This window comes from Allobranchiibius sp. GilTou38 (genome assembly GCF_017565325.1).
Lineage (GTDB): Bacteria > Actinomycetota > Actinomycetes > Actinomycetales > Dermatophilaceae > Allobranchiibius > Allobranchiibius huperziae.
Genome location: NZ_JAGEKN010000007.1, coordinates 304,142 through 319,977, shown reverse-complemented (window position 1 = coordinate 319,977; position 15,836 = coordinate 304,142). Strand labels below are relative to the sequence as shown.

Sequence of the window (15,836 nt, the reverse complement as noted above, 5' to 3'; positions counted from 1 at the left end):
ACGCCGCCTCAGGGCAGCAGCGCCAATTTGCCGCCCGGGTGCCCGGACTTGAGCAGTTCGAGCGCTCGGAGCGCGTCGCGCAGCGGGTAGGTGTCTGCCATGGGCACGACCAGATCGCCCTCGCCCGCGAGTCGAATGAGGTGCGCGCGCACCCCGTCCCGGTATGCCGCGCTCGCCGGCATGGCTCCGCCGATGACACGGATGCCGTCCTGCTCGGCGCGGCCGAAGGCGGCGATGGTGACGATGCGATCCCGGTCCTCGACGAGGACCAACGAGACATCGACGGCCTCATCGGTGCCGACACAGTCGAGCGCTGCGGCGATGCCCTCGGGGGCCAGGTCGCGCACGCGCTCCTGCAGCCCTTCGCCGTAGGCGACCGGGATGCCGTCGAACCGCCGCACGGTGTCGAAGCTCTTCTCGCCCGCGGTGCCGATCACGCGCGCGCCGATCAGTCGCGCCTGCTGCAGCAGGCTGACCCCGACGGCTCCGGACGCACCGTGCACCACGACGGTGTCGCCTTTCGCGACTCCCGTGACATGCAACATCTCCGATGCCGTCGTCCCGGCGAGCAGCAGGTTGGCAGCCTCGGGAAACGAGAGTCCGGTTGGTTTTGCGAAGACGTCGCGGGCAGGGACCGTGATACTCGACGCGTAGCCGCCCGCGACCCGGAAGGCGAGCACCTCATCCCCGACGGCCCCGGCGCCGGAAGCGATCCGAGTGTTCGGTCCTAACGCCGAGATGACGCCGGCGACCTCGTAGCCGATGGCCACCGGCAACGCATCCCGGTCGCCGCTGCGGGCGATGTGTTTGTAGTCGGCCGGGTTCATCCCGGCGGCCCGTACGTCGATGGTGACCTCGCCCTCGGCGGGTGGGGGCACGTCGGTCTCCTCCAACCGCAGCACGTCGAGATCGCCGTAGTCCGTGGCGACCCAGTGCTGGGCGGTGTGCTGCGCGTTGTCTGTCATGTCTTCATTCAAGCCCTGGTCGGCGCGGCCGCCTCGGCCGGGCGTGTCCTGGAGCGTCCTCTCGAGAACACCTGGCGATGGTCCTCGCTCGAGGCTTGGCTGGGGCCGTGACCTCTTCGCCGCAGATCGAGACGTTCACGACCCGGGACTGGGAGCAGGTGTGGCCCATCGTTCACGAGGTCGCCCTGGAGCGGGAGATGTTCGCCTACGACCCCGCGATGTCCGAACGCGAGGCGCGTTCGATGTGGATCGTGGGACCTCCCGGGCGGACGACGGTGGCGCGTTCGGGCGGTCGCGTCCTCGGCACCGCGAACATGTACGCGAATCGGCCGGGGCCGGGTCACCACATCGCCAGCGGCAGTTTCATGGTCGCGCGTTCAGCTCGGGGCCGAGGCGTGGGCCGGGCCCTGGTGCAGGACACTCTGCGGTGGGCGACCGTGACCGGGTTCGCGGGGGATGCAGTTCAACGCGGTCGTCGAGGGGAACGAGGCCGCAGAGCGGCTGTACGCCGACCTGGGATTCGTGACCATCGGCACCGTCCCCGGCGCGTTCGAGTCCCCGACCCGCGGCCGCGTCTGACTACGTGTGCTCTACCGGCCGCTGCCCTGATCCTGTGCTGAGCCGTCCGAGCCGCCTGGAGCGAAGTCCCCGATGATCTCCTCGACCACCCGCCGCACGATGCCGTCGCCGTACGGCGCACCGAGCCCGAGGACGATGTGCGTGAACCCTGCATCGAGCGCCTCGGTGACCCCGGCGCGGGTGGACTGCGGTCGATCGAGGGAGACAGGCAGGAAGATCGAGCGGGTGATCGCGGCGGGATCCCGGCCGATCTCGGCACAGAACCGGTCGAGCATCGCGCTGCGGTCGCGCGCATCGGCGATGTCTCCGCCCGGGATGTTCCAGATGTCGGCGTGCTCCGCCACGACGCAAAGGGTCGCGATCGCTCGACCGCCGATGACGATGGGCGGTCCCGGCCGTTGCACGGGCTTGGGGTTGCCGAACGCGCCCTCCAGGTGGTGGTAGGCGCCGTCGAAATCGAACGGGGCGTCCTGCGTCCACAGCTGCCGGATGATCGTGCACGCCTCGGCCAGACTGCCGACCGCGTGGGCCGAGTCGTGGTACGGCAGCCCGTGAGCCACGTACTCGCGCCGGGCGATCGGGACGCTCGGCCGCGATCCGGCGCCGATGCCGAAGTCGAGTCGGCCGCCGGAGACGATGTCGACGGTGGTCGCGATCTTCGCCAGCACCGCCGGCGGCCGGAACCGGTTGCTCGTGACCATCAGGCCGAGTCGCAGGCGGCTGGTCTGCGCGGCGAGCGCTGACAGCAGCGTCCACCCCTCGAAGATCGGGCCGTCCAGGTCACCCCCGATGGGCATGAGGTGGTCGAACAGCCACGCGTGTTCGACCGCGGGGATGTCGTCGGCCTCGCGCCACACCCGGAGGAGGTCGTCGTAGCCGACGTTCATCGGCGGGGTCATGATCCCGAAGCTCGGTCGTGCTGCGGTGGCCATCAGCGGCGCCGCAGCGAGGCATCGGCGATGGACGGGCGGGTGTCGATCCCCACCTCGAGCGCGGCGTCGAGGATCGCGGACGCATTCTCCTGCGTCGTACGACCGTTCGCGCCGAAGTTCATCGCACCGAGCGACAGGGCGCTGACCTGGACACCGGTCCGGCCGAGTGGGCGGTACCGCATGAGCATCTCCTCTGGTGGCATGATGGAAACGGAACGTTGCTCCGACACTATACGGAGCTATGTTCCGTTTGTGAGGGGGAGGCGGAGATCGAGGTAAGCGACGAGGTGACGTCGTCGACCGTGCGCAAGCGTGCGGACGCGCGCCGGAACGAGCAGACGCTGCTCGACGCGGCCGCCGCGGTCTTCGTGGCGCGCGGCGTCGATGCCCCCGTCCGGGCGATCGCCGCGGAGGCCGGCGTCGGGATGGGCACGATCTACCGGCATTTCCCGACCCGCGCAGACCTGGTCATCGGTGTCTACCGTCACCAGATCGAGGCGCTCGTGGACGCCGCGCCGCGGCTGCTCGCCGATCTCGATTCGCCCGCAGACGCCCTCGCGGCATGGATGGACGGGTTCGTGGACTTCCTCGTCACCAAGCACGGACTGGCCGGTGCGCTGCGGTCGGAGGAGGCGAGTTTCGACTCGCTTCATGCTTACTTCCTCGACCGGCTCGTCCCGGCCTGCGCCTCGCTGCTCGATGCGGCGACTCAGGCAGGCGAGACACGCAGCGACGTCGACGCCCTCACGCTCATGCACGCCACCGGCAACCTCTGCATCGGCGTCGAGCGGGGCGCCGACACGACGTACGACGCCCACCGGATGGTCGGCCTGCTCATCACCGGGCTACGACGCTCGTCGCGTACCTGACCCGCACGCGTGCGGCCCTAGGCCATCCTGGGCGGATGAGGACACCGGGCACGTCCATCAGCTGGGATGAGGAACGGTGACAGCGGCTGAAGGCGGGGCGGCGCGGATCCTTCGGTTCGAGGACCTGCAGGTCTCCCGGTGGGCGAACGGTCTGGGGGAGACCCGTGAGCTCGCCGCGTACCGCACGACGGACGGCGCGCTCGTCTGGCGCCTCAGCATCGCGACCATCGCGGCGGCGTCCGACTTCTCAGCGCTGTCGGGTGTGGACAGGCGGCTCATGAATCTCGGCGACGGTCCTCTATCGCTGGTGGTCGGCGACGACCCGGTCACGGTGCCCCGCCGCGAGGTGGTCTCGTTCCGCGGTGAGGACGCCGTGCGCGCGCTGCACGCGAACGGCTACGACCTCAATGTCATGACGGGTCGCGGGCGGGCGACCAGCAGCCTGGAAACCGTGTCCGTCGACGGATCCGTCACGTTCGCCGCAGGTGCCTCGACCATGCTCACGATCGTGGTTTTGGACGGCAAAACCGCGGTACGGACAGGCGATCACGCGTTCCACCTCCCACCGCTTGACAGCCTGGTCGCTGCGCTGGGCGATGACGTCACGGTCGATGGCGACGCCACGGTGGCGGTGGTGCGCATCGCGATGACCTAAGGGCCCACGCGGTGTCGTCGTGGACGCTCGGGTGGGCCGCCCGCGCCCGCGAGGGACCGGGCGGTGCCGTTGTGCGCAGCGCACCTCGGCACGGCCGCACTGTCACCTGCGACCCGCCCGCTCAGGCGGGCAGGCGGCGTACGTCCAGGGCATCCTCACGCACCGTGTCGCCGTCGCGGTGCACGACGTACGCGCCCGCACCGCTCTCGGCGACCGCCTCGACGAGTTCCGTTCCGCGGTAGAGAAGTCCGACCCCGTCGTCGGTGCAGTGGGTCGGGCCCAGCGTGCCGTCGGCGACCAGGCGGTGGATCAGGGGACGGCGCCGCTCCTCGCTGTCGTAGTGCACACCGTTGCCGTAGGGCAGGAAGGCCAGCCCGTCGGTCACCGGCGCGAGCTGCGGTCCGAACGAATCCGTCGTACCGCCCTGATACCAGCAGATCGACCCGGCGCTCACCCCTGTGAGGACGACGCCTGCCTGCCATGCGCGGTGCAGGATCGCGTCGAGTCCGTGCGCCCGCCAGACGGCCAGCAGGTTGACGACCGAGCCGCCCATCACCCAGATGACGTCCTGGGAGAGGAGATGGGCTTCGACGTCCGCGACGTTGGGCATCCCGAAGAGCTGCAGATTGGTGTGGTCGTATCCGGCGATACGCCCCGCCTCGGCGAGCCCGTGCATGACGTGCGCCGCGTCCCCGCCCGCCGTGGTGACGGTGCAGACCCGCGGAGCGCGCCCTGCCACACCGGCGAGGTCGACGGCGTACTGGGTGAGCGGGGTGAACTCGAAGTACGTGCGCTCACCGGGCCGCAGGCCGCCGGAGGTCGCGAGGATCGTCGGCTCGTCGGTGGTCACCCGCCGAGTATGCCGACTGCTCAGGCCCTGGTGCCGTAGCGCAGACCGTCGTAGATGAGGTCGACCAGGTTCATCGACACCTGGTCGGCGTCTGGCTGGGTGCTCGCCAGGCAGATCCCGCCGAGTGCGCGGGTGAGCTCGGTCGCGCTGGTGTCCGCGCGGATCACGCCCGCCGCGATGGCAGGGGCGAGGACCACGTCGGCGGAGTGCAGCAGCTTCGCGCGGATTGCCTCGAACGGCTCGTAGTTGGTGTTCATCATCGAGCGCAGCAGGTGGATGATGCCGCGCTTGACGGCGTAGAAGTCGACGAACTCGCGCATCCACTCATGCAGGGCCTCACCCGAATCCGGGCGCCTTGCAAGCTCATCCGAGCGCTGCGCCAGGTCGTCGACGCGAGCGGCATAGACGGCGAGGACGAGGTCCTCGCGGGTGGGGAAGTGGCGGTAGAGGGTGCCGATGCCGACCCCGGCGGTCCGCGCAATGTCATCGAGGGGGACATCGACGCCGTTCGCCGCGAATGCGTCAGCGGCGGTGTCGATCAGCAGCCGACGGTTGCGTGCGGCATCGGCGCGCAGCGGCTTCTTCGCCGTAACGGACACGTGATTCACCTTCTCTTGCCGACCCACTTGCACAACCGGAGGAACCCTCCGTATAGTCGTGCAAGCGGAGTTCTTCTCCGTTTCCAGTACGAGGGTACTACTCCTCTGACTCTTAGGACCACTCCATGGCACTCACCACCTCGCCGTCATCCTCGACGCAGTCCGCCCCGGGCGGCACGTCGACCACCGCGCCCGTCGGCGCTCGCAGCCGCGGCCGGTGGGGCCGCCGCTCCGCCGACCGTTCTGCGCGCCCTGCCAACCCTGGACTCATCATGGTCGTGGTCCTCGTGACCCAGCTGATGATCGTCCTCGACGCCGCGATCGTGAACATCGCGCTGCCGGACATCCAGACCCAGCTCAAGATGAACCCCGCCAACCTGTCCTGGGTGGTGAACGCCTACACGCTCGCCTTCGGTGGCCTGCTGCTGCTGGGCGCCCGCGCCGGCGATCTCTTCGGCCGGCGTCGCGCGTTTCTCGCGGGACTCGCGATCTTCACCCTGGCGTCCTTCCTCGGCGGCATCGCCCAGGACTCCGCCCTGCTGCTCGCCGCTCGCGGCCTGCAGGGCGTCGGTGCGGCCCTGCTCGCGCCCTCCGCGCTCGCGATCCTGATGTCGAGCGTCAAGCCGGGCCGTGAGCAGACCCGCGCGATCGGCCTCTACACCGTCGTCTCCGCGAGCGGCGCGGCCATCGGCCTGATCGCCGGCGGCGTGCTCACCTCGGTCGCCTCCTGGCGCTGGGTCTTCTTCGTCAACGTGCCCATCGGCATCGTCGTGCTTGCGCTCGGAATCCGGGCCCTGCCGATCTCCAAGATGACCAAGGGCTCCGTGGACGTCGCCGGTGCCGTGCTGGTCACGGCCGGTATGTCGACCCTCGTCTACGGCTTCATCCGCGCCGCCTCCGACGGGTGGAGCGACACTCGCACGCTCGCGTCGTTCGCCGTCGGCCTGGTGATGATGGCCGCCTTCATCCTGGTCGAGCGCAGCGCCAAGGCGCCGATCACCCCGCTGCACCTCTTCGCGCACCGGGACCGCTCGGTCGCGTACGTCGCCCGCACCCTGCTCGTCGCGGGCTCGATGGGCACGTTCTTCTTCATGAGCCAGTTCATGCAGATCGTGCTCGGCTGGACCCCGTGGGAGTCCGGGCTGGCGTTCCTGCCCATCCCGGTATCGGTCTTCCTGGCCTCACAGCTCGTCTCGCGGGTCTTCGCTCAGCGCTTCTCCACCAAGGCGATCGCCTCGACGGGTCTGCTGCTCTCGGGCATCGGCCTGACCTGGATGTCGATCCTGGACGTCGGCAGCACCTACGCCACGATGGTGCCCGCTCTGGTGGTCTTCGGACTGGGCAACGGCATCGCGTTCGTGCCGCTCACCACCGCCGGTATCGCCGGCGTCGAGCCCAAGGACACCTCGGTGGCGTCCGGCCTGGTGAGCGTGACCCAGCAGCTCGGCGGCGCCCTCGGGCTCGCGGTGCTGGTGAGCGTCTTCGCCACCGCGGGCAAGGGCCCGGCGGAGACCTCCTCCGCGGGGCGCGCCGCACTCGAGGTCTTCGTGCGCGGTGCGGACCGTGGGTTCGTGGTCGCGGGCGGCCTGCTGATCGTCGCGTTCCTGCTGGTGCTGACCGTGATGCGTCGGCCCCAGCTGCCCGAAGCGGACGAGCTGGTGCTCGCCGAGGCCGAGGTCGCCGAACGCGACCGGGCTGCTGCGGTCACCGACTGACGCAGCCGACATACGGGGGAGTCGAGCCGCCGCGCACCCACTCCAGGGTGCGCGGCGGTTCTGCGTGCTCCTGCCGGTAGCGTTCGCTGTCACCGTGCCCCTGCTCGAGCGAGGACGACCACAACGATGAACACCCGCACGCTCGACCTGGGGTGCACCTTCCGTTACTCCTCACTGGCGCCGACGGCGGCGGTCTTCCAGGTGAAGCCGACCGACAATGCGAAGGTCACCCTCTCGGGGGAGTCGTGGACCAACTCCGCGGCGGTGGACAGTCATGACTTCCGTGACGCGTTCGGCAACACCTGCACCCGGCTCGTCCTGCCGCAGGGCATCACCACGTTCGAGTACGCGGTGCGTGCCGAGGTGCCCGACGCACCGGAGGACGTCGACACCGACGCGCCCGAGATCTCTCCGGAGCACCTGCCGGATGAGGTGCTGCAGTACACGATCTCCAGCCGCTTCTGCCAGCCAGACGTGCTCGGCACCCACGCGTGGCGGCAGTTCGGCAACCACCCTCGCGGATACGGCCGGGTGTCGGCGCTGTGCACCTACGTGCACGAATACCTCACGTACACCATCGGATCCACCAACTCGCTGTCGACGTCGGTGGACGCGTGGACGACCGGGCAAGGCGTGTGCCGCGACTTCGCGCACCTGCTGATCACCTTCTGCCGCGCGCTGAACATCCCCGCGCGCTACGTCTTCGGGTACATGCCGGACATGGACGCGCCGATCAATCCTGCGCCGATGGACTTCCACGCCTGGACCCAGGTCTGGCTGGGGGACCGGTGGTGGGACTTCGACGCGCGGCACGACCGCACCCGCAAGGGCCGCGTGGTGATCGGCCGCGGCCGGGACGCCGCCGACGTGGCTCTCGTGACGACGTACGGCGCTCCGTGGCTGCAGATGATGAGCGTCACTGCACAAGAGAGCAGAGATACACAAGCCTGAAACACCGAGTGGCATACCTATGTCTCCAGTGGCGCACTCCCAGGGGGTGCACCGGAAACATATGTATGCCACTCGGCACGAGGAACGGTCAGCGCTTGCTGAGGACGCTCCAGCCGCCGGGTCCTACGGCGAGGCCGACCACGATGAGCACGATGCCCAGGATGATGCTGCCCTTGAGAAGGACCACGATGCCGGCGATCACCAGGATGACGGCCAGGATCCACAACAGAAAGCCCACGACACTTGCTCCTTTGCTTGTCGCGACACGGTTGCCCGCGCGCGTCTGAGACGCGAATTGTCAGGCTATACCCAGGAATTCATCTCCCGGTGGATGCCGTGCCGGTGCGCTGAGCACCGCCTGCGCCCGCCTGTGGCGACGGTCAGGCGAACGGCCACCCCTGCGTCATCCCGGCGGGCCGGCCCGGTTCGACGTAGTACTCGTGCCCGAACGATCCCGCGAACACCTCCGGCGACATCGCCATGAACATCCCGATGTCGCTCACCTGGCTCGCATGAGCCTGCATCGACGCCCGTTTCACCTCCAGATAGTCGGACACGTCGACGTCCCAGTGGATCTCGCTCTCCGGTAGACCCATCGGGTTGCCGTCGTCCATCGGCCCGTCGACGTCGAAACCCTGACCCTCCGGAGCGTGCGCCATCAGCGCGCGCATCGCGTCCCTGTTCATGGTGACCTCGAACGCTCGCGGGGTACGGCGTGCGAGGGCCGCGGCCCGGTGCGCGACGTGGTGCACCCGTACGTGGTCGGGGTGGCCGTACGCCCCGTGCCAGTCGTAGCCGATCAGGATGTCGGCGTCCTCGTCGTCGAGGATCCGCGCGACCTTGGCGGCGGCCTCCTCGACGTCCGCTCGCGCGAACGCGCCCTCGGCGTCGTTCTGCGCCCACCCGGTCATCCCGGAGTCGGCGTAGCCGAGCCATTCGATCCGATCGACGCCGAGCACCCGCCCGGACTCGGCTGCCTCGCGGTGCCGCCGCATCGGCACCGTCTCGCCCTCGGCGAGATCCTCCGCGGCCTCGCCGTGGTCACCGTTGGTGGCGAAGACGACCACGACGCGATGCCCGTCGTGCACCGCGCGGGCGATGCTGCCGGAGGTGGAGCTGGCCTCGTCGTCGGGGTGGGCGTGCAGGAAAACCAGTGTGCTCACCCCGTGAGTATGCCGATCGCCCAGGATTTACGTCGGCGAAACCATGGCCACCACCCCGAGGCGCCAGACTGGCCCCGTGAGCGCATCCAGCACTGTCGCCAACCCCATCGCCGAGGAGCACTACGGGAGCAAGACCGTCGCCCTCGAACCAGGGGGTGTGGAGTACATCCCGGACAGCGAACGGCACGGCCGTCCCCTGCAGATGCTGTGGACGTGGACCTCTCCCAACCTCGAGTTCGCGACGATCGCCGTGGGCATCATCGGTCCCCTCTTCTTCGGTCTGTCGTTCTGGCAGGCGGCGGCGGCGATCGTGGTGGGTACCGCCCTAGGGTCGGCCACACACGGCGTGCTGTCCAGCTGGGGGCCGCTGAGCGGGCTGGCCCAGATGGTGCTCAGCCGCTCGGGATTCGGCTGGATCGGCAACATCCTCCCGGCGGGCCTGAACGCGCTGGTCGCCGGTGTCGGCTGGTTCGCCGTCAACAGCGTCAGCGGCGCGCTGGCGCTGCACGCCCTCGCAGGCGGCATCCCCCGATGGCTGTGCCTGCTGATCATCGTCGCCGCGCAGCTGACGGTCGCGGCGTTCGGGCACAACCTCGTGCACAGCTTCGAGAAGTTCGTGCTTCCGGCTCTCGCCGTCGTCTTCGTGATCGGCGCGGTCATCGCCTTCCACAAAGCGGACCTCAGCACGTCCCACCTGAGTGAGCTGCGCACCGGCAAGACCCTCTTCCCGCCGTTGTCTGTCACCGGCGCGTTCCTGATCGAGGCGGCTGCGGCATTCGGGTACGCGTGCGGCTGGAACCCGTACGCGTCGGACTACACCCGCTACCTGCCGCGCTCCGTCAACCGCGCGCGGACCGGCGGGTACGCCGGACTCGGCGTCTTCCTGTCCTGCGTCGTCCTGGAGTGCGCGGGCGCCGCCATGGTGTTCGTCGTCGCGAAGCCCGCCGTCGACCCCGGCGTTTACACCAGCATGTTCCCCACCTGGCTCGGCAAGCTGACTCTGCTCGGCATCGCCGTCGGCGCCGTGGCGGCCAACGCGCTCAACATCTATTCCGGCGCGATGTCGGCGCTGGCGCTCGGGGTACGGCTGCCGGTGCACCGTGCCCGGATGGTCGTGGCCATGGTCTTCGGCGTCGCGGGTTTCGTGCTCGCCTACTTCGGTCTGGACGACGCCGGGAGCAAGTACGAGAACTTCCTGCTGATCATCTCCTACTGGATCGCCCCGTGGCTGGGCGTCGTGCTGCTGGACCGGCTGCTGCGTCGGGGCCAGGACATCAACGCCCTGGTCCTGGACCGCGGGCACGGCAACTGGGCGGGTCCCATCGCGATGTTCGTCGGCGGAGCCGTGTCGATCTTCCTGTTCTCCAACCAGACCAAGTACCTCGGACCGATCCCCAAGCACCACCCGGTGGTCGGCGACATCACCCCGGTGGTCGGCTTCCTGATCGCGGCCGTCATCTACGGCGTGCTCTACAAGGCCATGGCCGGACAGCCGCGTGCCGACGTGCGGCCGGTCGACACCGAGCCCGCGCCGGCAGCCTGAGGTGAGCGCAGGCGGGGTCGACCCGCGGGCCACCCGCGGGGATGATCGGGAACTGCTGCGGATCGCCGTCGCCGAGGCGCGGCTCGGGCTGGCGGAGGGCGGCATACCCATCGGCGCGGCACTCGTCGCGGCGGACGGCTCGGTGCTCGGGCGCGGTCATAACCGGCGCGTCCAGGACGGCGACCCGTCGATGCACGGGGAGACGGCGGCGTTCAAGGCCGCCGGACGGCAGTCCACCTACCGCGGCACGACGATGGTGACGACGCTGTCGCCGTGCTGGTTCTGCAGCGGCCTGGTGCGGCAGTTCGGCATCTCCCGGGTCGTGATCGGGGAGGCTCGCACCTTCCACGGCGGCCACGACTGGCTGGCCGAGCACGGTGTCGAGGTGGTGCTGCTCGACGATCCGGAGTGCGTCGGGCTCATGACCGACTTCATCGCCGCTCACCCGGCGCTGTGGCACGAGGACATCGGCGCCGACTGAGCTCAGTCGGCGCGTATGACGACGTCGGCGGCCCGGCGCGACGCGGCGACGAGCCGGGCATTGACCTCGTCCGTGCCGAGTGCCCGGTGCGCTGCCTCCTGCGGGGAGCGCCCGAAGTCCTGGTGGCGGCGGGTCAGGCGCTCGCGGCGTACGCCGTCCGGCAGCTCCAGGTACCAGCACTCGTCGAGGCACGCTCGCACCGCGCGCCACGGGTCCTGCTCCAGCAGAAGGTAGTTGCCCTCCGTGATGATCAGTCTGTCGTCGGGTGCGACGGCGATGGCTCCGGCGATCGGGTCCTCGAGGGAGCGGTCGAACCGGGGCGCCCACACCGTCGAGTCGCTCGCCGCCTGGGTCCGCACCCGGCGGAGGAGATCGGCATAGCCCGCCGCGTCGAAGGTGTGCGGAGCGCCCTTGACGTCGGCCCAGCTGCGGGCGTCGAGCACGGCCTGCGCCAAGTGGTAGCCGTCCATCGGCACGACGACCGCCGGGATCCCGGCCGCGATCGACCAGCCGTGCACTTGTTCGGCGACCGTCGACTTGCCGGCAGCGGGAGGGCCGGTGATGCCGAGGACGATGCGGCCCGCGTCCAGTCGCGGTCGCAGCCTGTCCCAGGCGTGCTCGAGGCGCACCGATGTGCTCACCCGGACAGGCTAGGGGTGTCCGATGGCCGGATCGGTCGCTCGTACGCTGATCGCCTCATGTTGACGTCGGCGCTCACCGGTTTCGCGACCGGCCTGTCGCTGATCGTCGCGATCGGAGCACAGAACGCGTACGTGCTACGCCAGGGGCTCGCGCGCGACCACGTCGCGGTCGTCGTCACCATCTGCGCCCTGAGCGACGCCGTGCTCATCGCGGCAGGGGTCGGTGGGGTGGGCGCTCTCGTCGCCTCGCACCCGACGGTGCTGACGCTGCTGAAGTTCGCGGGCGCGGCGTACCTGCTGTGGTTCGGCGTGCGCTCGCTGCTCGCGGCGCGGCACCCCTCCGGGCTCGGACCGGTGGTCCTGTCCGGAGCGCGATCGGTGGTCGCGACCACCCTCGCCCTCACCTTCCTCAACCCGCACGTCTATCTCGACACCGTCCTGATGCTCGGCAACATCGCCAATCAGCAGGGATTGCAGGGGCGTTGGTGGTTCGCGGGCGGTGCGGTCCTCGCGAGCGTCGTGTGGTTCTGCTCCATCGGGTACGGCGCTGCCGCCAGCGCACGCTGGCTCGTGCGGCCGCGCACCTGGCAGGTGCTCGACGTGCTGATCGGGATCACCATGATCGTGATCGCCGTCGTCCTGGTGACGAGCTGAGGCGTCGGACGAGCCGGCTCAGTTCCCGGCGGCGCGGAACTGCTCGACGACGGCATCGGGGATGCGGCCCTTGGAGGGAAGAGGAAGATCTCGCGACGTGGCCCAGGCGCGCACGGCGCGAGGGTCGACCGGGGTCTCCACCTGGCGCGGGACCGCGGGGTGCGTCGTCCCCGCGCGACGGGCACGCTCACGCCACGTCCCCAGGGTCGACCGCAGCTGCTCAGCGTGAGCCTTCGACACATCGATCTCGTATGTCACACCGTCCAGACCGAACCGGACCGTCTCCACCGCCGGACCGCCGTCGAGGTCGTCCTCCAACACGGTCACCACACGCTGCGTCATGCCGGGATCATCGCAGTCGCCCGGTCGCGAACCTGGGACCTCGGCCCGCTCCGCGCGGGACCGTCGACATCTCGGGCATTCGACCTGGCAGGCTTGGTGAATGACGGTCAACGGCGCGGTCTCTCACTGGTGGTCCACTCTCGGCGGCCCGCCGGTGCGGCGCCCTGCACTCGACGGCGATCGTGACGCGGACGTCTGCATCGTCGGCGCCGGATACACGGGTCTGTGGGCGGCGTTCTACCTCAAGCAGATCCGCCCCTCCCTCGACGTGGTCGTGGTCGAGCGGGAATTCGCCGGATTCGGCGCCTCAGGCCGCAACGGCGGATGGCTCACCGCCGCGCTCCCGGGGTCGCGCGCCGTCCTCGCGAAGGGCCCCACGGGACGGACGGGCGTGATCGACTTCGAGGCCGAGCTGCGCCGTCAGGTCGACGAGGTGATCGCGGTGTGCGCCGAGTCGGACATCGACGCGGACGTCGTCAAGGGCGGGGAGCTGACCGTGGCGACCACGCCGGCTCAGACCGGCCGGTTGCGGGCGGCCTACGACGAGGACCGCGGCTGGCAGGTCCCCGACGACGAATGGCTGGACGCGACACAGGCGTTCGCCCGTATCGCGATCGACGGGGTGCGGGCGGCGATCTGGACCCCGCACTGCGCCCGGATCCATCCCGCGAAGCTCATCGAAGGGCTGGCGCGGACGGTGGAGCAGCTGGGGGTCTCGATCGTGGAGGACACCGCCGTGACCTCCATCGCGCCGCACGCCGTGCACACCGACCACGGCACGGTCCGCGCTCAGCACGTGCTGCGGTGCACCGAGGGCTTCACCGCGGGACTGCCGGGGGAGCGGCGCACCTGGCTGCCGATGAACTCCTCGATGATCGCGACCGACCCGATCCCGGCCGAGGTGTGGGCGCAAATCGGGTGGGAGGGCCGCGAGGTGCTGGGCGACGAGGCGCACGTCTACATCTACGCCCAACGCACCGCCGACGACCGGATCGCGATCGGTGGCAGGGGCGTCCCCTACCGCTACGGGTCGCGGACCGACAACGACGGCACCACCCACGAGACCACCGTCACCCAGCTGGCCGCGGCGTTGCACCGGCTGCTGCCGGCCACCCGGGACGTGCCCGTCGCGCACGCGTGGTCCGGGGTGCTGGGCGTGCCGCGGGACTGGTCGGCGACCGTGTCGTACGACGCCTCGACGGGTTCGGGGTACAGCGGTGGATACGTCGGGCACGGAGTCACCGCGGCGTCGCTCGGCGGGCGCACGCTCGCTGAGCTGGTGACCGGCGAGGACACCGAGCGCACCCGGCTGCCCTGGGTCAACCGCACGGTGCAGCGCTGGGAGCCGGAACCGTTGCGGTGGCTGGGTGTTCGCGGCCTGTACGCGGCGTACCGGCGGGCCGACCAGCGAGAGCTCGCGACAGGGAGGTCCTCGGCGATCGCTCGGGTGGCCGACGTGGTCTCCCGCAAGCCCTGACCCACGGATCCCGGTCGTATTCTCGCTGGGTGCTGGTGACCACGACGACGCTGCAGATGACCATCCGGCCTCCGGCGCGCGCCGTCGAGCTGCCGCCGGGCGCCCGGATCGACCGGGTCGCCACCACGACACCGGAATTCGCGCGCTGGCTCTACGCCGTCGTGGGCGGCCCGTGGCGCTGGACCGACCGGTTGGAGTGGACGCGCGAGCAGTGGGCCGAGGAGTTGTCTCGGCCCGGCGCCGAGCTGCACGTGCTGTACGCCGACGGCGCGCCGGCCGGGTACGTGCAGCTGGCACCGGTGGTCGAGGCCGGCGCCACCTCGGTGGAGATCCTGCACTTCGGGCTGCTCACGCACGCCGTCGGACACGGCCTCGGCCGCGCGCTGCTCACGTACGCGATCGAGGCCGGGTGGACCTTGCCCGAGCGGCACGCCCTGCCGGCGACCGGCCGCGTCTGGCTGCACACCTGCGACCTCGACGGCCCGCACGCCCTGGCCAACTACCGCGCCCGGGGTTTCGAGGTGGTGGCTCGCACGACGGCCGAGGAGGAGCGGCCGTCTGAGCCCTTGGGCGCGTGGGTCTCGGCGGGCGGCCCGACCGGTCAGCACACACGCCACGAGTCGTCGTAGGAGGAGGCAGTGCGACGACCGTGACCGCGGCTGACGTCAGCGGCAGCGGGCGCGGAGCACCCCGCACGCCTGTCTCAGCCTCCCCATCGGTTCGCTAGAAGTCGCCGCCGCCGACGTCTCCCCCGTCGAAACCGGCGTCGAAACCGCCGCCGACATCTCCCCCGTCATAGCCGGCGGAGCCGTCGTCGGCGACGGCGGCCTGATCCGCGCCGGAGTTGTCGGAGCCGGTGTCCTGGGCGGAGTTGTCCTGCTGCTGGTCGTCGGAGTTCTGTGCGTCGCCGTTGCCGCCGTCGCCGTTGTCGTCGAACATCTCCTGGGCGATGGCGGACCCGATGAACGAGCCGGCCACCGACGTCAGCAGCATGCCGCCGATGCCCATCCCCATACCGCCGCCCATTCCCATACCGCGGCCGCCGAAGATCTGCGTCAGGCTTCCCGGGCGCTGCATCTCGACCCGGGTCGCGCTGCGGGCCAGGTCGGCCGCCGAGTCGCTCTGCGGTCGGTCAGCGGGTGAGGCCTCGCTGAGGGTCTGCAGGACCTGTTGGCGTTGCTGCGGGGTCAGCTGGGCGAATGCCTCTTGGTGTGCCTGCTCGATCTTGTCCGGCGGTGCCGTCCGAAGCAGGTACTGGTAGCGCTCGATCGCACGCTGATCGCCATCGCCATCGCCATCGCCGTGCGCCGCAGTCGGTTGCGGCGTCGTCGGATCCGTCATCGCAGGGCCGGTCGCCGGATCGGCGCGCGGTGCCGGGGAACGGCCGAAGATCCGATCGAAGATGGACATGCGACTCACT

At 70.1% G+C, this 15,836-nt stretch carries 20 protein-coding genes and 1 pseudogene; 11 read left to right on the top strand and 10 right to left on the bottom strand.

What is annotated here, in order from left to right; translation table 11 throughout:
* Window positions 1–8 precede the first annotated feature (8 nt).
* Entirely contained in the window at window positions 9–965 is a 957-nt protein-coding gene (locus JOB34_RS10820; protein ID WP_208052725.1) for an NADP-dependent oxidoreductase, read from the bottom strand.
* Window positions 966–1,042: 77 nt separating this feature from the next.
* Between JOB34_RS10820 and JOB34_RS18125 the strand changes: the two are divergent.
* Window positions 1,043–1,342 (top strand): annotated as a pseudogene (locus JOB34_RS18125) (hypothetical protein); the annotation flags it as partial.
* Between the two features lie 79 nt (window positions 1,343–1,421).
* Window positions 1,422–1,544: a hypothetical protein gene (locus JOB34_RS17880; protein ID WP_279538930.1), complete on the top strand. Its 123-nt coding sequence runs from the start codon at window positions 1,422–1,424 to the stop codon at window positions 1,542–1,544.
* 11 nt (window positions 1,545–1,555) lie between these two features.
* Here JOB34_RS17880 and JOB34_RS10810 read toward each other — a convergent pair whose 3' ends face one another.
* Both JOB34_RS10810 and JOB34_RS10805 read right to left on the bottom strand, forming a co-directional pair.
* Entirely contained in the window at window positions 1,556–2,476 is a 921-nt protein-coding gene (locus JOB34_RS10810; RefSeq protein WP_208052724.1) for an LLM class flavin-dependent oxidoreductase, read from the bottom strand.
* Window positions 2,476–2,658 carry a hypothetical protein gene (locus JOB34_RS10805; RefSeq protein WP_208052723.1) on the bottom strand — a complete coding sequence of 61 codons (183 nt, stop codon included), beginning with the start codon at window positions 2,656–2,658 and terminating at the stop codon, window positions 2,476–2,478. The genes JOB34_RS10810 and JOB34_RS10805 overlap by 1 nt, the downstream gene beginning before the upstream one ends.
* Before the next feature lie 105 nt (window positions 2,659–2,763).
* On the opposite strand from JOB34_RS10805, the gene JOB34_RS10800 reads away from it, so the two are divergent.
* On the top strand, window positions 2,764–3,345 hold the full coding sequence (locus JOB34_RS10800; protein WP_208052722.1) for a TetR/AcrR family transcriptional regulator: 582 nt from the start codon (window positions 2,764–2,766) through the stop codon (window positions 3,343–3,345).
* 76 nt (window positions 3,346–3,421) lie between these two features.
* Complete coding sequence (locus JOB34_RS10795; RefSeq protein ID WP_208052721.1) at window positions 3,422–4,000, top strand: HutD family protein; 579 nt, start codon at window positions 3,422–3,424, stop codon at window positions 3,998–4,000.
* A gap of 121 nt (window positions 4,001–4,121) precedes the next feature.
* Here the strand turns inward: JOB34_RS10795 and JOB34_RS10790 are convergent, their stop codons facing one another.
* Together JOB34_RS10790 and JOB34_RS10785 are read right to left on the bottom strand one after the other, a co-directional pair.
* Window positions 4,122–4,850, bottom strand: coding sequence for a peptidase E (locus JOB34_RS10790; protein WP_208052720.1), 729 nt, complete (start codon window positions 4,848–4,850; stop codon window positions 4,122–4,124).
* A gap of 20 nt (window positions 4,851–4,870) precedes the next feature.
* Complete coding sequence (locus JOB34_RS10785) at window positions 4,871–5,449, bottom strand: TetR/AcrR family transcriptional regulator (protein WP_208052719.1); 579 nt, start codon at window positions 5,447–5,449, stop codon at window positions 4,871–4,873.
* A 125-nt stretch (window positions 5,450–5,574) separates the two neighbouring features.
* Between JOB34_RS10785 and JOB34_RS10780 the strand changes: the two genes are divergently transcribed.
* Both JOB34_RS10780 and JOB34_RS10775 read left to right on the top strand, forming a co-directional pair.
* The gene (locus JOB34_RS10780) at window positions 5,575–7,164 is read left to right on the top strand and encodes an MFS transporter (protein WP_208052718.1); all 1,590 of its coding nucleotides are present in this window, start codon (window positions 5,575–5,577) and stop codon (window positions 7,162–7,164) included.
* Window positions 7,165–7,290: 126 nt separating this feature from the next.
* Window positions 7,291–8,115: a transglutaminase family protein gene (locus JOB34_RS10775; protein WP_208052717.1), complete on the top strand. Its 825-nt coding sequence runs from the start codon at window positions 7,291–7,293 to the stop codon at window positions 8,113–8,115.
* Between the two features lie 88 nt (window positions 8,116–8,203).
* Here JOB34_RS10775 and JOB34_RS10770 read toward each other — a convergent pair whose 3' ends face one another.
* Both JOB34_RS10770 and JOB34_RS10765 read right to left on the bottom strand, forming a co-directional pair.
* Window positions 8,204–8,353 carry a GPGG-motif small membrane protein gene (locus JOB34_RS10770; RefSeq protein WP_179483287.1) on the bottom strand — a complete coding sequence of 50 codons (150 nt, stop codon included), beginning with the start codon at window positions 8,351–8,353 and terminating at the stop codon, window positions 8,204–8,206.
* A gap of 142 nt (window positions 8,354–8,495) precedes the next feature.
* Window positions 8,496–9,278, bottom strand: a complete 783-nt coding sequence (locus JOB34_RS10765; RefSeq protein WP_208052716.1) for a PIG-L family deacetylase — start codon at window positions 9,276–9,278, stop codon at window positions 8,496–8,498.
* A 76-nt stretch (window positions 9,279–9,354) separates the two neighbouring features.
* Here JOB34_RS10765 and JOB34_RS10760 point away from each other — a divergent pair, with 76 nt between their 5' ends.
* Together JOB34_RS10760 and JOB34_RS10755 are read left to right on the top strand one after the other, a co-directional pair.
* Entirely contained in the window at window positions 9,355–10,821 is a 1,467-nt protein-coding gene (locus tag JOB34_RS10760; RefSeq protein WP_208052715.1) for a cytosine permease, read from the top strand.
* Between the two features lies 1 nt (window position 10,822).
* Complete coding sequence (locus tag JOB34_RS10755) at window positions 10,823–11,302, top strand: nucleoside deaminase (protein ID WP_208052714.1); 480 nt, start codon at window positions 10,823–10,825, stop codon at window positions 11,300–11,302.
* Window positions 11,303–11,304: 2 nt separating this feature from the next.
* On the opposite strand, the gene JOB34_RS10750 is transcribed toward JOB34_RS10755, so the two are convergent.
* Window positions 11,305–11,943 (bottom strand): nucleoside/nucleotide kinase family protein, encoded by a 639-nt coding sequence (locus tag JOB34_RS10750; protein WP_347813829.1) that lies wholly within the window; start codon window positions 11,941–11,943, stop codon window positions 11,305–11,307.
* A gap of 57 nt (window positions 11,944–12,000) precedes the next feature.
* Here JOB34_RS10750 and JOB34_RS10745 point away from each other — a divergent pair, with 57 nt between their 5' ends.
* Window positions 12,001–12,597 carry a LysE/ArgO family amino acid transporter gene (locus tag JOB34_RS10745; RefSeq protein ID WP_208052713.1) on the top strand — a complete coding sequence of 199 codons (597 nt, stop codon included), beginning with the start codon at window positions 12,001–12,003 and terminating at the stop codon, window positions 12,595–12,597.
* A gap of 18 nt (window positions 12,598–12,615) precedes the next feature.
* Here the strand turns inward: JOB34_RS10745 and JOB34_RS10740 are convergent, their stop codons facing one another.
* Window positions 12,616–12,939 carry an Lsr2 family protein gene (locus tag JOB34_RS10740; protein ID WP_208052712.1) on the bottom strand — a complete coding sequence of 108 codons (324 nt, stop codon included), beginning with the start codon at window positions 12,937–12,939 and terminating at the stop codon, window positions 12,616–12,618.
* Between the two features lie 100 nt (window positions 12,940–13,039).
* On the opposite strand from JOB34_RS10740, the gene JOB34_RS10735 reads away from it, so the two are divergent.
* Complete coding sequence (locus tag JOB34_RS10735; RefSeq protein ID WP_208052711.1) at window positions 13,040–14,416, top strand: FAD-dependent oxidoreductase; 1,377 nt, start codon at window positions 13,040–13,042, stop codon at window positions 14,414–14,416.
* A 29-nt stretch (window positions 14,417–14,445) separates the two neighbouring features.
* Window positions 14,446–15,045: a GNAT family N-acetyltransferase gene (locus JOB34_RS10730; RefSeq protein ID WP_208052710.1), complete on the top strand. Its 600-nt coding sequence runs from the start codon at window positions 14,446–14,448 to the stop codon at window positions 15,043–15,045.
* A gap of 94 nt (window positions 15,046–15,139) precedes the next feature.
* Here the strand turns inward: JOB34_RS10730 and JOB34_RS10725 are convergent, their stop codons facing one another.
* Window positions 15,140–15,826 carry a hypothetical protein gene (locus tag JOB34_RS10725; RefSeq protein WP_208052709.1) on the bottom strand — a complete coding sequence of 229 codons (687 nt, stop codon included), beginning with the start codon at window positions 15,824–15,826 and terminating at the stop codon, window positions 15,140–15,142.
* Window positions 15,827–15,836 lie beyond the last annotated feature (10 nt).

Coding starts and splice junctions, on each gene's coding strand:
- JOB34_RS10805 (WP_208052723.1), bottom strand. CDS start 2,658: ATGCGGTACCGCCCACTCGGCCGGACCGGTGTCCAGGTCAGCGCCCTG.
- JOB34_RS10775 (WP_208052717.1), top strand. CDS start 7,291: ATGAACACCCGCACGCTCGACCTGGGGTGCACCTTCCGTTACTCCTCA.
- JOB34_RS17880 (WP_279538930.1), top strand. CDS start 1,422: ATGCAGTTCAACGCGGTCGTCGAGGGGAACGAGGCCGCAGAGCGGCTG.
- JOB34_RS10740 (WP_208052712.1), bottom strand. CDS start 12,939: ATGACGCAGCGTGTGGTGACCGTGTTGGAGGACGACCTCGACGGCGGT.
- JOB34_RS10820 (WP_208052725.1), bottom strand. CDS start 965: ATGACAGACAACGCGCAGCACACCGCCCAGCACTGGGTCGCCACGGAC.
- JOB34_RS10745 (WP_208052713.1), top strand. CDS start 12,001: ATGTTGACGTCGGCGCTCACCGGTTTCGCGACCGGCCTGTCGCTGATC.
- JOB34_RS10810 (WP_208052724.1), bottom strand. CDS start 2,476: ATGGCCACCGCAGCACGACCGAGCTTCGGGATCATGACCCCGCCGATG.
- JOB34_RS10725 (WP_208052709.1), bottom strand. CDS start 15,826: ATGTCCATCTTCGATCGGATCTTCGGCCGTTCCCCGGCACCGCGCGCC.
- JOB34_RS10780 (WP_208052718.1), top strand. CDS start 5,575: ATGGCACTCACCACCTCGCCGTCATCCTCGACGCAGTCCGCCCCGGGC.
- JOB34_RS10735 (WP_208052711.1), top strand. CDS start 13,040: ATGACGGTCAACGGCGCGGTCTCTCACTGGTGGTCCACTCTCGGCGGC.